General features: G+C 31.3%; 17 protein-coding genes. 14 read left to right on the top strand and 3 right to left on the bottom strand.

The window, feature by feature from the left end:
* Positions 1–50: 50 nt before the first annotated feature.
* Positions 51–674 (bottom strand): HutD family protein, encoded by a 624-nt coding sequence (locus J3477_RS02840; RefSeq protein WP_206868058.1) that lies wholly within the window; start codon positions 672–674, stop codon positions 51–53.
* Positions 675–824: 150 nt separating this feature from the next.
* On the opposite strand from J3477_RS02840, the gene J3477_RS02835 reads away from it, so the two are divergent.
* The gene (locus tag J3477_RS02835) at positions 825–1,364 is read left to right on the top strand and encodes a hypothetical protein (protein WP_206868057.1); all 540 of its coding nucleotides are present in this window, start codon (positions 825–827) and stop codon (positions 1,362–1,364) included.
* Between the two features lie 350 nt (positions 1,365–1,714).
* On the opposite strand, the gene J3477_RS02830 is transcribed toward J3477_RS02835, so the two are convergent.
* Entirely contained in the window at positions 1,715–2,578 is an 864-nt protein-coding gene (locus J3477_RS02830; protein ID WP_206868056.1) for an SDR family oxidoreductase, read from the bottom strand.
* A gap of 250 nt (positions 2,579–2,828) precedes the next feature.
* Here J3477_RS02830 and J3477_RS02825 point away from each other — a divergent pair, with 250 nt between their 5' ends.
* Positions 2,829–3,170, top strand: a complete 342-nt coding sequence (locus J3477_RS02825) for a winged helix-turn-helix transcriptional regulator (RefSeq protein WP_206868055.1) — start codon at positions 2,829–2,831, stop codon at positions 3,168–3,170.
* 100 nt (positions 3,171–3,270) lie between these two features.
* Here the strand turns inward: J3477_RS02825 and J3477_RS02820 are convergent, their stop codons facing one another.
* Entirely contained in the window at positions 3,271–3,690 is a 420-nt protein-coding gene (locus tag J3477_RS02820) for an Lrp/AsnC family transcriptional regulator (protein ID WP_206868054.1), read from the bottom strand.
* 115 nt (positions 3,691–3,805) lie between these two features.
* Between J3477_RS02820 and J3477_RS02815 the strand changes: the two genes are divergently transcribed.
* The 12 genes from J3477_RS02815 (at position 3,806) to J3477_RS02760 (ending at position 15,323) form a co-directional block, all read left to right on the top strand.
* Positions 3,806–4,564 (top strand): MBL fold metallo-hydrolase, encoded by a 759-nt coding sequence (locus tag J3477_RS02815; RefSeq protein ID WP_206868053.1) that lies wholly within the window; start codon positions 3,806–3,808, stop codon positions 4,562–4,564.
* 44 nt (positions 4,565–4,608) lie between these two features.
* Positions 4,609–5,040, top strand: coding sequence for a GNAT family N-acetyltransferase (locus tag J3477_RS02810; protein WP_206868052.1), 432 nt, complete (start codon positions 4,609–4,611; stop codon positions 5,038–5,040).
* A 302-nt stretch (positions 5,041–5,342) separates the two neighbouring features.
* On the top strand, positions 5,343–5,939 hold the full coding sequence (locus J3477_RS02805) for a hypothetical protein (RefSeq protein ID WP_228731190.1): 597 nt from the start codon (positions 5,343–5,345) through the stop codon (positions 5,937–5,939).
* A gap of 371 nt (positions 5,940–6,310) precedes the next feature.
* Positions 6,311–6,910: a DUF3137 domain-containing protein gene (locus J3477_RS02800; protein ID WP_206868051.1), complete on the top strand. Its 600-nt coding sequence runs from the start codon at positions 6,311–6,313 to the stop codon at positions 6,908–6,910.
* A 31-nt stretch (positions 6,911–6,941) separates the two neighbouring features.
* A complete protein-coding gene (locus J3477_RS02795; RefSeq protein WP_206868050.1) occupies positions 6,942–7,373 on the top strand; it encodes a hypothetical protein in 432 nt (143 codons plus the stop codon).
* Positions 7,374–7,763: 390 nt separating this feature from the next.
* A complete protein-coding gene (locus J3477_RS02790; RefSeq protein ID WP_206868048.1) occupies positions 7,764–8,489 on the top strand; it encodes a MurR/RpiR family transcriptional regulator in 726 nt (241 codons plus the stop codon).
* Between the two features lie 243 nt (positions 8,490–8,732).
* Positions 8,733–10,334, top strand: a complete 1,602-nt coding sequence (locus tag J3477_RS02785) for a PTS transporter subunit EIIC (RefSeq protein WP_206868046.1) — start codon at positions 8,733–8,735, stop codon at positions 10,332–10,334.
* A 26-nt stretch (positions 10,335–10,360) separates the two neighbouring features.
* The gene (locus J3477_RS02780; protein ID WP_206868044.1) at positions 10,361–11,689 is read left to right on the top strand and encodes a 6-phospho-alpha-glucosidase; all 1,329 of its coding nucleotides are present in this window, start codon (positions 10,361–10,363) and stop codon (positions 11,687–11,689) included.
* 11 nt (positions 11,690–11,700) lie between these two features.
* Positions 11,701–12,192, top strand: coding sequence for a PTS sugar transporter subunit IIA (locus J3477_RS02775; RefSeq protein ID WP_206868043.1), 492 nt, complete (start codon positions 11,701–11,703; stop codon positions 12,190–12,192).
* Between the two features lie 175 nt (positions 12,193–12,367).
* Positions 12,368–12,538 carry a hypothetical protein gene (locus J3477_RS02770; protein WP_206868041.1) on the top strand — a complete coding sequence of 57 codons (171 nt, stop codon included), beginning with the start codon at positions 12,368–12,370 and terminating at the stop codon, positions 12,536–12,538.
* A gap of 104 nt (positions 12,539–12,642) precedes the next feature.
* Positions 12,643–14,160 carry a hypothetical protein gene (locus tag J3477_RS02765; protein WP_206868039.1) on the top strand — a complete coding sequence of 506 codons (1,518 nt, stop codon included), beginning with the start codon at positions 12,643–12,645 and terminating at the stop codon, positions 14,158–14,160.
* A gap of 386 nt (positions 14,161–14,546) precedes the next feature.
* Entirely contained in the window at positions 14,547–15,323 is a 777-nt protein-coding gene (locus J3477_RS02760) for a hypothetical protein (protein ID WP_206868037.1), read from the top strand.
* Positions 15,324–15,331: the final 8 nt, after the last annotated feature.

Raw genomic sequence — 15,331 nt, 5'->3', positions numbered from 1 at the left:
TAAATTATTAATAGCAGATGAGATTAGCAATAGAGCTTAGCGTGGTAGAACTAAGCTCTATTACGATAAATTACACTTACTATTATATTAGTAATTTCTGAAATATTGTTTGCAAGCGTAAATTCATGAGTAGGGTTGGAATTAATACAGTTAATTATAATTAAATCGTTCCTAACAGTTTCAAAAATTTTATCATTAATAGTAAAGTTAAAGCCACCATTTACAGTGTAAAAACAAATTGCTACTAAATCTTTATTCAAAGGGACTTTATATTCGAATTTAAGTTGTTTATTGGGATTAATATTAAGGTGAATTAATTCACCATTATAATTTTCTCTAGTCATTAAATTAAAAACAGAAGCTTTTCCATAGGTTTTAGTTTTCCAATCTCCTATAAAATCGTCTTGATCAAAGGTATTAAGTTGTATCTTGTAATGATCTTCATGGTCGAGAGTTATAGTTCCTTCTATAGCCATTAATTTACGTGAAACTTTTGGCAGATTGCTAAAAGTTGATTCAAGTATATCAATTTTAGCAACTCCTAGCCTCCACAAAAAGTTTTGGCTGGCATAATCTGAACCTAGTGGATATGTTGTTAGCTCTGTAGCCATGCCGCCAGACCAAAAGGTTGGTTTATAATTTTCTTGCCTTAATAATTCTACATCATATTTCATATATAACTGCACCTTCTTACATCTCTATTATGTACATTATATTGAAAGATATAGAGATAATCAATTAGGTCTAGGGGACATTCTTAATTTGAATAAAATGTGTTAGATGAAAATATTTTTAATAATATATAATTTATCAGGGAGAACGATATGAATAATAAAAAGATAGTTGTGATATTTCCAGGTGCAAATTATAGTGCAGATTGTCCATTACTATATTATGCTGGATTCAAGTTTGAAACTCGAGGGTATGAAAAAATATCGATTAGTTATGGAGATTTTACTAATAAACATAACTCATTTGCTGAGCTTATTGAAGAAGTTAAGCTTGCTGTGTTATTAAAATTGAAAGCTGTTGATCTATCACAATACGAAGATATAGTATTTGTTTCTAAAAGTATTGGGACAGCAATTGCAGGGTGGATTGAGGAAAAGTTATGTATTAAAGTAAGACACATATATTTGACGCCTTTGAATGAGACATTACCTTATATTAATAAAGATAAAAATATTATCATTGTAATTGCTGGTACAAAAGATAAATTTTTAGATGCAGATACTCTTAAGGAGCACTGTACGAAAGAAAATATTTATTTGAAATTAGTAGAAGGAGTGGGTCACAGGTTAGAAGTTAAGGGAGATATGAATAAAAATATTGAATTATTAAAGGATTTAGTATCTACCTATTAAAAGGGGAATTCTATATATATGTATCACTTCGTTATATGAATCATATTCTCCGCTGGGTTGTTATGGGAGGGTTTAAAATATATACTTGATTATTATATTTTAATTGCAATATAATGGAAGCGTTTTTAAGAATACCAACTTAATAATTCCAAACTTATTTGGATTGATTATGCTAATAATATCTTATTACTCAAACTATAAACTTTTGGACAAAGAAACTAAAAGATGATTTTTAATATTATCAAATGAAAACTGTAAAATGTAAAAAAATCACTGAGATTATTTAATTTATATATAAAAATAACCAGCTCCCGTTAAAAGGAAGTTGGTTATTTTTAAAATGTAGCTATTTATTTGAGAGCATTAACAATTTGTGCAAGGCCTTCACTCACTGGTGTTGCTTTACGACCAAGTAGTTTTTCGAAATCATTGCTTTTTATATCCAGTGCTCCATCTCTAATAGCTTTTTGTATATCTACAAGCATAGGGACTACAAAATCTGGTACGCCGGCACTCTTCATTGCATCTGCATAAGCGGAATCATCCACCTGATGAACAGACACTTCTTTTCCTATTACAGATCCAAGAGTAGCTGCTAATTCTTCTTGAGTCATAGTTTCTCCTGAAAGTTCAAAAGTTGTATTATCGAATCCGCTTCCTATAAGTACTGCAGCAGCCGCCTCAGCATAATCTTGCTGTAATGCCCAGCCCACCTTGCCAGTTCCTGCAGAGGTTAGCCAAGGCGCACCTGCTAGCACTCCTTGAATTGTTCCAATCTCGTTTTCTAGGTACCAGTTATTTCTTAGGAAGCTGTAAGGTATACCGGTTTTTAGTATAGCTTCTTCTGTAGCACGATGTACTGGAGCAAGGAATAAAGAACTTTCAGTTGCATTTCCTACGCTAGTATATGCAATAAACTTTACGTTAGCTTCTTTTGCAGCAGCGACTGCATTTGAATGTTGTCTGATTCTTGTTTCATTGTCACCGTCAGCTGAAATGATAAGTAATCTGTCAACTCCAGCAAAGGCTGTGGTTAGTGTTTCAGGATGATCAAAGTCACCGTGTCTAACCTCAACACCTCTATTTTTTAAGCCTTCTGCCTTCTCAGGATTCCTAACACTAACAGCAAGATCGCTTGCTGGTATAGTCTTCAATAATGCTTCCACCACCTTTGATCCTAATTTTCCTGTAGCACCTGTTACTAATATCTTCATATTTTATACCTCCATATAGGTTTTATTTGTTTATCAAAAAATTCAGTGATATAATTAAGTATACACAAATTATAGTTGCTTACGTTTATTTATACAAGTACAATTATTTTTAATACATAGTATCTAAAAAGATACTAAGGATGTATTACTTCAATCGCAAATCTATTTTCAAAACTCCTCTGGGTTCTGAGAGGAGAGTTTGAAAATATAAACTTTATTACGAAGTGGTACATCTATATAAGGAGGATATATGTTAACACAGGAAGAATTATTTGGAAAATGCCCTTATGCCACTGCTCAAAGGATATTATCAGGAAAATGGGCTGTGGTTATACTACATCACCTAAGTGAAAAAAAACTTAGATTCAACGAATTGCAAAGACTTTTGCCAGAAATAACACAAGCTACTCTAACTAAGCAATTACGTGCTTTAGAAGAGTATGGCGTGGTTAATAGAACGGTTTATGCTCAGATTCCTCCAAAGGTTGAATATGATCTAAGCGATATTGGCAAGGAGTTTATAGAGGTTTTGGACAGTCTTAAAGCCTGGAGTGACAAGTATATAGTTTTTTGTAATTCTAAAGATAAATAGAGATGTATGAGTAGTATAAAAATATGATCTTAACTACAATAAAAGTGGGTTGATGCAGATGAATCAAAGTGCCTCATCTTGTATCAACCCATTATAACTGTTAATCTAACATCTTATTAATAACAATAGACAACTTATAATTGGCGTGTCTATTTAAAGCCTCTAAAAACTTATCTAGTTCTTCGTTAGAAGTAAATTTACATTCTAGAAGATAGCAACCTTCTCCACTGATTTTATAGTTATTTATTAAATATTTAGCTTGGGTTTTTATAAATGAAATATAGGGATCATGTTGTGTGGTTCTTATAAGAATATTCATAAAGGCGTGTATGTAATAGCCTAATTTTACTTGATTAGTTTTTATGGTATATCTTTCGATTACTCCGGTATCTTCTAGTTTAGCAACTCTTGATGCGGCTGCCTGACCGGTTAAATGAACTTTGTTGCCTAGTTCTTTCATTGTGATACGGCTATTTTTTGATAACTCGTCCAAGATACTAAAATCCGTACTATCTAACATTCATTCAACTCCTTAATAAATCAAGTGAATCTATAAAAAGACTTGATTTTATATATTCAAATGCTACTTCTAATAGTATAAACTATAGGTGAATCAAAGAAAAGGAGTTATAATTATGAAAATTAAGCAAATTAGAAATGCTACGATTGTAGTTCAATATGCAGGAAATAGATTTTTAATAGATCCAGTGCTTGGTGATAAAGGATCATTTCCACCTTTCCCAAATTCAATGAGACAAGATCAAGCTAATCCTTTAGTCAGCTTACCGACATCAATAGATGAACTAATTAATGTAGATGCAGTTATAGTAACTCATTTGCACAAGGATCACTTTGATGATGCGGCTAAAGAGATATTACCAAAAGACATTAAAATATTTGCTCAAGCTGAGGCGGATGGTTTACAATTGAAAGAAGCAGGCTTTAAAAATGTAGAAGTTTTAAAAGAAAATACACAATTTAAAGGTGTTGAATTAACTAAAACACCAGGGCAGCATGGAAGAGGTGAAGTGTTAAAGCGTATGGGGAATGTTAGTGGTATTGTATTTAAACATTCAACTGAAAAGACTCTATATGTAGCTGGAGATACAGTGTGGTATGAAGGTGTACAAGAAGTAATTGATACTTATAAACCAGAAATAATTGTTGTAAATGGTGGAGATAATCAATTGTTTGGGATGGGTTCTTTAGTAATGGGAAAAGATGATATCTACGAAGTCCATAAGGCAGCGCCTGATTCAATAATTATTTCTAGCCATATGGAGGCCATGAATCACTGGACCTTATCCAGAGAAGAATTAAAAAACTTCATTAATGAAAAGCAAATAGCTACTAAGGTTTTAGTGCCAAAGGATGGAGAAGAATATCTGTTTTAAGAGAGTTACAATTTGATTAATTGGTTACGAGAGGAGAAAGCAGGATGAATAACAATATATTAATAGAAGAGGCTCGAAAAGAAGAGTACGATGAGCTAAGAGAAATCTTTTTAAAATCAAGACAAGAAAACTTTAAATGGATGGACTATGATAGCATAAAACTAGAAGATTTCGATAGTAGTACAGACGGAGAAATAATATTAACAGCAAAAATAAATAATGCTATTGCTGGCTTTGTTTCAATTTGGGTGGCAGATAAATTTATTCATAACTTATTTGGTTCATCGGAATTTAAAGGCTGTGGAGTAGGAAAGGCTTTGATAAATGAGGCTGTAAAAGCAGTTGGTCTGCCTTTAACCTTAAAATGCGTAAAGGAGAACACAAATGCCTTTAAGTTCTATTCTTCTCAAGGTTGGAGTGTAGTAGAAGAAGCTAAAGGAGCAGAGCCTTATTATTTAATGAAATATGAGGGGTAAAACCAGCAAAATTCCTATATATTTATATAATTATTTAAATATATAAATTTAAAATGTTAACTTCTTAACGGTGCTCTAATGGCATTAAATATAAACTTAAATAAATGTGGTAAAGGTACTAATCTTTGAGGATTAGTACTTTTATAGTTTATATGGTAAAATATGTTTGTAATGGCTTGTTAAAGGCGAATAAATTGGAAATTAAATTTATTTTTAAAGCTCAGATATATTTTGAACAGATGGGTTAAAAATACAATGATACTTAAAGAATATTTTAATAAAGATTGAGAGGTACAATTAAGATGAAGACACTTGATTCTAGTACACAGGCAAGTTCACCTGGAAGCTTGTCACTGTCAAATGAAAAATTAAAAGAACTTAGACCTGAACTATATGGGCTTAAGGGCAAATGGTTAGAATATAGAGAGAAAAAGAGTGCAGGTTACTCACAAATTGAACAAATAAGGGAGCATATTTTTTACGGAGATAGTCAGCCAGCGGTGGTGTTATCTGTAGATCCTTTAATTATTGTTGCTTATTCAGAGGATTTAGACTGTGTTGTTCCACTTTATTTTTCAAATATATATGTTAAAAAATATAGGTTAAAAGAGAAAACAAGGCTAATAACTGTTAATACATATATGAGAGGTCCAAAATTACAAGAAGATATAATATTAGGTCCTAACAACTCAGGAGTCTGGTTTGGTTTTCATCCGATAATTGCTGAATTTGTGTCTGATGATTTAGATGTCATTGAAATGAGGAAGCTTAAAATAGATGAGAAAATGTGGGAGTATGTTTATAAGTTGGGGGGAGAGTATAGTAGCAAATATCCGAATGCATATAGAGATGGTAGACCAATTTATTCTCAGAATCCTGCAACAATTAGGTGGTTTTAATAGGTTAGTGATATCTTAATATAGTAAGCTATAAGTATGTTAGTTAGTTGATTTATAACAATTTTTAAGCCAAGCAATCAGTAATCTTTTTAACATTTTGTTATTCATAGCAATAATTAGAGATTTAAGTTTATAACTGTTATGAAATATTGATTATATATGAAACTAAAGTCCTTAGCAAACATGAGATAAAATGAGTCTTATTGATTGAATATAAGCTAGTATGTTTTCGTAGACTGCCAATACAATACTAAGTTAAAATAGGACATAAAATTAATTTGGAATATTGTAATTGATACTATATAATGAATGTATTGATAACCTATGATCATAAAATGAATATGATTTAGGGGTAAGGAGATGTAGTTTTTATGGGACTATTTGGACCAAGTAAAAAAGAAATATGGCAACAGCTAGCACTAGAAATTAATGCTGATTATGTAAATAATGGAGTTTGGAAAGGTGATAGAGTTGAGGCACATGTAGATAAGTGGACTGTTGTGCTTGATACCTATACAGTTTCTACAGGAAAATCGTCAATAACCTATACAAGGATGAGAGCGCCATTTGTAAATCTTGATAACTTCTATTTTAAGATATATAGAAGTGGAATGTTCAGTGGGCTTGGAAAGATATTCGGTATGGAAGATATTAACGTTGGCTACGAAACTTTTGATGAGGAATTTATAATAAAGAGCAACAATGAAAGTAAAGTAAAACAGTTATTTGAAAATGATAATATAAGAAGATTAATACAATATCAACCTAGCATAAGTCTTGAGATTAAAGACGATGAAGGATATTTTAAATCCCACTTCCCTGATGGAGTTGATGAGCTTTACTTTAATGTAGTTGGTGTTATAAAAGATGTAGAAAGACTTAAGGAGTTGTACGAGCTTTTTGCAGAAGTACTAAAAGAACTGTGCGACATAGGTTCAGCTAGTACTGAAGAGCCAGGAGTAGTTATATAAAAACTATAAGATTGTAGAAAGTAGAGAATTTATGAAGAAGTATGATAAAGATAAACAAAGAGAGCAATGGGCTAAATATGAAGCAATGGGAAAAGGTAAATATGTAGCATTTATGACATCAATTTTCACTGGAAGTGTTCTTATAGCTGTGGCTATCCCAGCTATAATTATAAATAATATATTTGGAATATTAGATTACAGTGCTTCAGGATTATTTCTGAAACTTTCAATTTATATAATAGCTATGGTGCTTTTTTCAATAAGAATGGGCTCAAAGACTTGGGATAAGAAAATGAGAGAATTTCATGGATATGAAGTTGCTGAGGTTGAAGATGCTGAACTAAAGAAGCATATTTTAGATGGTGAAAAGATTAAAGCAGTTAAGCGATATAGAGATATAACAGGATCAAAATTAAATGTTGCAATAGAATATGTTGATATAATGTGTGAGAAGTATTTATAATAGCTGAAGTTATAGGTTTTGTAAATGTATGAATAGCATTTTGCATTAAAATATATGAGTATAAGAAAATATCACAAACGCCTTCATGGTATTTGTGATATTTTAGCTTTAGGCTATGTTCGATTATAGTGTTTATATAAGTGGTGTATTATATAATTATCAAATATTTAACATAATTATATATAAATTGCTTTAATATTAATGATTCTTAAGCTTTTAGTGAATCAAGTTAACTTATATAAAATAAGTATGATATTATAAAAGCATATAGAGATGTACCACTTAGAACCGAAATCTATTTTTAAAGATTACATGGGTTCTGGTGAGAGAATTTAAAAAAATAAATTTTATTACGAAGTGGTTCATCTATAACATAGGAGGAATAACAACATGGAGTTTGATATTTATAAGCTTGCTGATAATTATAAATTAACTGAAGTAGAGAGACAGGTACTTGAATACATAATAAATAATATAGATTTGGTATTAAGTAAAGGCGTTAGAGAAGTTGCTAATATTAACTATACTTCTGCAGCTACAGTGATTAAAGTATCTAAAAAACTTGGATATACAGGTTATACAGATATGATATATCGCTTAAACTTTATAATAAAAAATCAGAAGAAAAATCAAGATAGAACCTCTGATATTACTAGCTTTATTGAGGAAATAGATAAAGCTAAGATTGATAGTTTTGTGTCTACACTTATTAAGCATAGAGAAAACATAATTTTTATAACTGCCACTGGTTTTTCTGCACCTATAGCTGAATTTTTTTGTAGGAAAATGCTTGTATTAGGTTTTAAGTGTATTAAGACTAATTCCTATGGCGTATATGATAGTAATCAAATTGGCGGAGCTTTAGTCATCGGAATATCTAAAAGTGGTGAAACTGAAAGTGTAACAAAGGTTATAGATTATGCCTCTAAGAATAACTTAGACATCATTACTTTTACTGGCAATCAAGAAAGTTATATGGCGAAGCAATCAACAGTTCATTTTTCTATCTTGGATGATAAAGAACTAGATGATAGGAATATTACAGCTAATTATTTTTATGCAAGAGTGATGATAGTGATGGAGTACTTATTAGACAAAGTTATGAATAATTTATAATCTGCTAGCAAAGACTATCTTGAGTTTTTATTCAGGATAGTCTTTTTACATTCCAATTTTAGCTATGTTTAAGACCATTGTTGAAAAAGCGTCTTAACTTTTTATGTAAAGGTAAACATGTTCACTTTTTGGTCAACATGTAACTGAAAGGGCCAAAGCTATTAACATTGATTATTAAACATGTTATTCTAGGTTCAGGTAATTACCAAAGATAATTTATTAAATAGTAGAGGGGTATATTAAATGAAAGATAAGATTATAAATAGTATGCAAAAGTTTGCCAAAGCTATGATTGGACCGGTCTTATTTTTACCAATAGTAGGTATGTCTATTGCATTAACTGCAGTTTTTACAAATACAGCTTTTGTTACTGAAAAAGGTGTTATCTGGACCATAGGAAAGTTCTTTAATGGGATGTTATCACCTATCATGGGTAACTTAAGTGTTTTATTCTGTGTTGGAATAGCCATGGGGATGGCTAAAAAGAAAAAGGCAGAAGCAGCTTTCGTTTCTATAATGTCCTATATTTTGTTTTTAGGTGCTAACAGCAAATGGTTAGAACTATCAGGCAAGATTATAAAGGGCGATACAGCAGGAGCCCTATATGGAACTGGACAAACAATACAGTTAGGCTTTCATGTAACTGATATGGGTGTATTTCTAGGAATGATCTTAGGAGTTTTAGTTGCCTTAGTTCACAATAAATATGTAACTAAAGAATTTAAAGGTGCCATGGCTCCTTATGGTAATAGCAAGCTGGTATTCGTTGTAATGATTCCAATAATTGCAGTATTTAGTATTGTTATCACTTACGTTTGGCCAACTATTGCAGGTGGAATTTCTGCATTAACAGGATTTATGAACACTGCTGGCCCAATTGGAGTATTCGTTTATGGATTCTTAAATAGATTTTTAGTACCAACTGGATTACATCACTTAATATGGTCTCCATTCTTATATTCATCTGTTGGAGATCAAATGATGATAGGTGGACAAAATGTTATTGGTGCAAAGCCTGTATTCTTAGCTTTACTTGGTGATCCAAGTGTAACAATGATGAGAGATTCAGCAAGATTTTTAACTTATGGTTTAGTTAAAACCTTTGGGGTAATTGGTGTAGCATTAGCGTTCTACTTCACTTCTAAAAAAGCTAAACGTAATAACTTAAAGGCTCAGCTTATTCCATCAACTTTAACAGCAGTTATTGCTGGTATTACTGAACCATTAGAGTTTACCTTTATATTTGCAGCTCCATTACTATGGTTTGTATATTCAGTTATTGATGGATTATTCCAAATGTTTGTTTACTTATTAAACGTAAGAGTTTGTGCAACAAATGGTATTTTAGATTTCCTTGTTATTAATCTACCAGCTGGAATTTCTAAAACTCATTGGCCTATATATGTTTTAGTTGGTCTTGCTGAGATAGTTGTATTATTCTTTGTATTTAAAATTATGATTGAAAAGTTAGACTTAAAGACTCCAGGAAGAGAAGAGGATGAAACTGATATTACTATAGACTTAAATGAAAATGCAGCGGCAGTTAAAAAACAAATGAGATCAGTTAGTAAGAACAATGAAGAAGCTGAGGATAGGGAAAAGGCTTTAACAATAATAAAGGCATTAGGTGGAAAACAAAACATCTTAACCGTGGATAACTGTTTCTCAAGACTTCGAGTTGAAGTTGCAGATAATAACTTAATCGATGAAAAAACCTTAAAGACAACTGGAGCATCTGGAGTTGTTAGAAAAGGCAACAATATTCAAGTGGTTTATGGTCTTACAATAAATAAAATAAGAACTATTGTAGATGAGGCTTTGGAAACCATGGAAACATTAAAGTAAATTTAAATTAGGGAGGAAGCATTAACATGAAGACATTTAAACTAGTAATCGTAGGCGGTGGAAGCACATACACACCAGGAATCGTAAAAAGTTTGCTTTCAAGAAAAGAAGATTTTAAGATATCGGAATTAAGATTATATGATATAAATGAAGAGCGTCAAAACAAGGTTGGAGTAATAGTTAAAAAGGTTGTTGAGATGTTTGATCCAGAGGTAAAGCTTATATTTACAACTGATCCTGAAGAGGGCTTCAAAGATGCTGATTTTGTATTCGCTCAAATGCGTGTGGGTTTATATAAATTAAGAGAGCAAGATGAAAAAATACCACTAAAATATGATGTAGTAGGACAAGAAACCTGTGGACCAGGAGGACTTGCATATGGCTTAAGAACTATATATCCTATGGTTGAGATGATAGATTTCTGTGAAAAATATGCTAGTCAAAATTATTGGATTGTAAACTACTCCAATCCTGCTGCAATAGTTGCTAAAGCTATGCATAAGTTAAGGCCAAATGCTAGAATTCTTAATATATGTGATATGCCAGTTGCAATAATGAGAAATATGGCTAATATCTTAGATTGTGATAGACATGACATTGAAGCAGATTACTTTGGCTTAAACCACTTTGGTTGGTTTACTAAGATTAGAGTAAAAGGCGAAGATAAGACTGAGGAATTAAAAGCTTATGTAGCTGAACATGGATATATTCCTCCAGATTCAAGAAGTGAAGTAAGGCATAATGATGCTTCGTGGCTTCATACCTTTGACAATGCTAAATATATAATGAGAATGTTCCCTAAGTATCTTCCAAACACGTATATGCAATACTATCTATTAGGAGACAGCATTGTAAAAGATGCAGATAAGAACCATACAAGAGCTAATGAAGTAATGGAAGGAAGAGAAAAGAAGATATTTGATGCAGTAGATCAGTACAATGCAACCGGTGAAATAGATCTTACTCAGTTCTTCACAGGAGTACATGGAGAATTTATCGTTGAAGTTGCCATGAGTTTAGCCTTTGACTTAAGAAAGAGACATCTTGTTATGGTTGAAAATAATGGTGCTATTAAAAACTTACCAGAGGATGCGATGGTAGAAATACCAGCTTATATAACTAAAGATGGCCCAGAACCAGTTAGAGTAGGAGAGATTCCAACCTTCTATAAAGGCTTGATAGAACAACAAGAGGCTTGTGAGAAATTAGTGGTAGAAGCTGCAATTGAAGGATCCTATGAAAAAGCTCTTATGGCATTTACTATGAATAAACCAATACCTTCTGCTTTTGTAGCTAAGAAGATTTTAGATGAGATGATCGAAGCTAATAAAGACTACTGGCCAGAATTGAAATAGTAGAGGTATATATGTTTAAGAATCTATTTAAAAATGTAAGCAAGAATAAAAAGATTTTATATGCTTTCTCAAATGGGACAAGTGTAGATTTATCAGAGGTCAAGGATGAAGTTTTTTCACAGAAGATGATGGGGGAAGGAATTGCAATTTCTCCAGTGGATAACAAAGTATATTCTCCATGTGATGGAAAGATCATTACAGTTATGAAGGAAAGTAAACATGCTGTTGCCATAGAAACAGAGGATGGAGTGGAGATCCTTATACATGTGGGCATCGATACTGTAACTCTAAATGGTGAAGGTTTTAATATACACTGTGAGGAAGGAAAGAAAGTAAAAAATGGAGAGCTTCTAATAAGCTTTGATAAAAAACTGCTTAAGGATAAAGAATTAGATGATACAATAATGCTTATAATTGCAAACCAAAATAATCATGAGATTTTAAACTTTCATGTTGGTGAGAAGATGGTTGCAAATAATAGTATACTATTGGAATATAAATAATGTAAAAAGCAAGCTTCACTTTAATGGGAAGCTTGTTTTCTTTTTATTTATAAAAACTTCTTAATTATTAGAAATAAACTTATTAATCTCATCATACAATCCAGCTTGGTTGGAATGCTTAGCATAGTTTTTTATTGTTATTATCAATTCTAAGGGTAAGGGCTTTGTTTCTTCTATGGACATCTTTAAGTCGTTTGTTCCAATAGAATGTTCAGTGAATGTTTTAATGATATCTGTGATTACAGTTTCTGCTGCAACCTCAACTACGTTTAGAAAGTCTTGTGAAGAAGTTAAGGTAGATACGGAAAATAAAAAAAATGAAACTGTTATGATGAATAAAAGTTAATAAAACAGAAAATGATTCCCAAAAATTACTAAAGCATGGTATAATAGTTACAAAGTTACCGTTTATACAAAATTAAAAAAGTATTGTACAAGGGGGAATATAATATGAGAAGAAAAATAATAGCTATGGTTATGACTTTATTTGTTTTTTCATCAACAACAGTAGCTTTTGCTGATGAAAAGAAAGCTGATTTAAAAGAAGGTACAAAGCTCTTAGAGCAAAATAGTAAAGTTAAGATGAATAAGAAACCTCTAAGCGATAAAGAATTAAGAGCTGCAGAAGGCATAAAGGATTTAGATAAGCTTAATAAAGCGAAGCTATCACTAAAAGCTAAAAATGTTACAACTAAAAAAGGACAAGCTAAAGAAAAATATTCATTAGAAAAAAATAAAAGCGGAATAGCTTCTTTTGCTGCAGAAGCAGCGGAAAATACTGATCCAAATAATGCATATCTGCTTAATTTTCAAACTGTTATTAATGGAAATATCTCAGTACAGGGTGAGCAGCGTTGGTACAATTTAGCTGTAGATAAGAATACTAGAATAGCAACTTATTTAACTATGGGTGCAGATGCTGATTTTGATTTATATCTTTTCAAATTAGATCAAACAACTATGCAGCTTAATCTAGTTAAGGCTTCAGAAAGTGCTATAGGACAATCTGAAATTGTAGATGATGTTGTAGGACCAGGTATATATTATTTTATGGTTAGTGGCTATCAAGGAAGCGGAAGCTACCAGTTATTAAGCTTTGGAGCAAATAGCTATATTGATAATGAGCTTAATGACACTGCTGCTACAGCTACAACGCTAAGCAATAATAGCTTTAATATAAATGGTGCTATAGATAATCCTTATGATTATGATTTCTATAAAGCACAGCTTACCAGTGAAAGAATGGCAAAGTTTAATTTCACTCAGCCATCAGGAAGTGGTTACAAAGCTTATATAAGCACAGATGGCGCAAATTTCTCAGAAATAAATACTGCTACAACTTATGATTTAAATGCTGGTACTTACTATTTCGTAGTTGCAAGCAGTGATGGTAGCTTTAATAATAGTAATCCTTACAATCTACAGTTATCTTCAGTAGGTTATAACAGTAATCTATTAACTGTTGTATATACAAACGATCTTACAAGCTTTTTTCAAGTAGACTCTGGAAGAACTAACTTTTATGTAAATGGAAATCCTATTAATTTTTCGTATTCCTATGAAAACCATGTTGTGAATTCTGCAGGTTGGATAGATACCTATATGAATTTATATCAAAGACCAGAGCAAAATGTTGCAATATATCAAAGTGAAGTAAATCAAACTTCTACAGACCTTCCATGCTTTATAAAATATCAAACAAACTTTGCTGGAGGTGGTTCAAGGAATAAGGCTCTTTTACTTACTGTATTTAATACAAGCTTAAGTGTAAACAGATATGCTGGTGGAGCATATGCTGGAGAAAAAGCATTCTATACAAGCAAAATGGCTGAAGTAGTAATAGATATTGATACTGGAAAGGTTATTGACCTAGTGTATCCAAACTATTACTACATGTATGGAAATCAATCATATACAATAACAAAACCATATCCATCTACTTATAATAGCAATCTATTGCAAAATTAATTATTAAAGAATTTTTAAAGCTAAGTATATTAATTACCTTTGTGTTTAAATTCTAAATGAAGATTTTGATGGAATCACGACTCTTTATTTAAATAAATTTTGTTACTAAATGATTTTTCTATAAAGTATCTGAAACGAAAAACGAATAATAAAGTAAATGGTAACTTTGTGCATATTATGTAAGTTTTTAGATATGCTGCTTTGATTATCAATATCTCTTACATCTAATAGATGAAATTTAAAGTGTTTATTATCAGAGCAGCAAAATCTTATATAAAACTCTTTATACCTGTTAGAGAATCTTGCGCTTTTGCGGTTCTTGGACAAGTATATTTCATAAATCTATTTTTAGGGAGGAATAGGGCTTATTGAAGTTCTAAAGTTAAATGGAGATAAATAAAGTAAGTACAACAATACAAACGAAAAATTATTCAAACTATAGAAGTGTTGATAAGGATAAAGAAAAACTTCAAGAAGATAAATTGAATTATTTAAAAGATAACTTAATATTATCTGAAAAAGGAAAACTTTCTACTGCAGAAGATTTTAAGGAAATGTTTGACTGGACAGGTGAAATTGGAAATGCAGGGGCTAAGGATAAGGAAGGCTATGTAAATGGTACAGTGATTAAGTATAATGAAATACTAAATCGAATAGATGAAGCTGATTTAGATGATGATGTAAAAGAGCAGAAAAAACAAAGACTTGAAAAATCCTTTAATATGAACGCAGACTTGTATGCTTCATCAGTGAAATATAAAATATGGTTTATAGAAAACAAAGATAATTTAGGAATAGATTTTACTGGAGCTGACAATAAAAAAACTTATGAGTCAATGGACACGGAAACTGAAAACCAACTCCGTAACGATGTAAGAAATATGTTTGATAATGCAAGAAAATACTATAAAGAACATGGAAGCTTAAAAGGAATAACCTCAGAATTAATTACAGGAAACTCAAAAACTGTTTCTTCAAGTGACTTAGGTCTACTAGAAAAAATGGAGAAAAATATTGATAGTTATTTTGGAAATGCATATAAAGATTATGAAGCTACTGACGATTTTAAAAATCAATTGAAGCAAAAGATTGGTTCAGTTGGATTTAGTGCTTTTACAAGTAACATATTCTTTGACTTTATAGATAAGAAATTTTCGAAGTAAAAAGAATC

It is taken from the genome of Clostridium zeae (assembly GCF_017312485.1).
GTDB lineage: Bacteria > Bacillota > Clostridia > Clostridiales > Clostridiaceae > Clostridium_AR > Clostridium_AR zeae.
The sequence above is the reverse complement of the archived record's forward strand: the minus strand, read 5'-3'. Positions and strand labels throughout refer to the sequence as shown.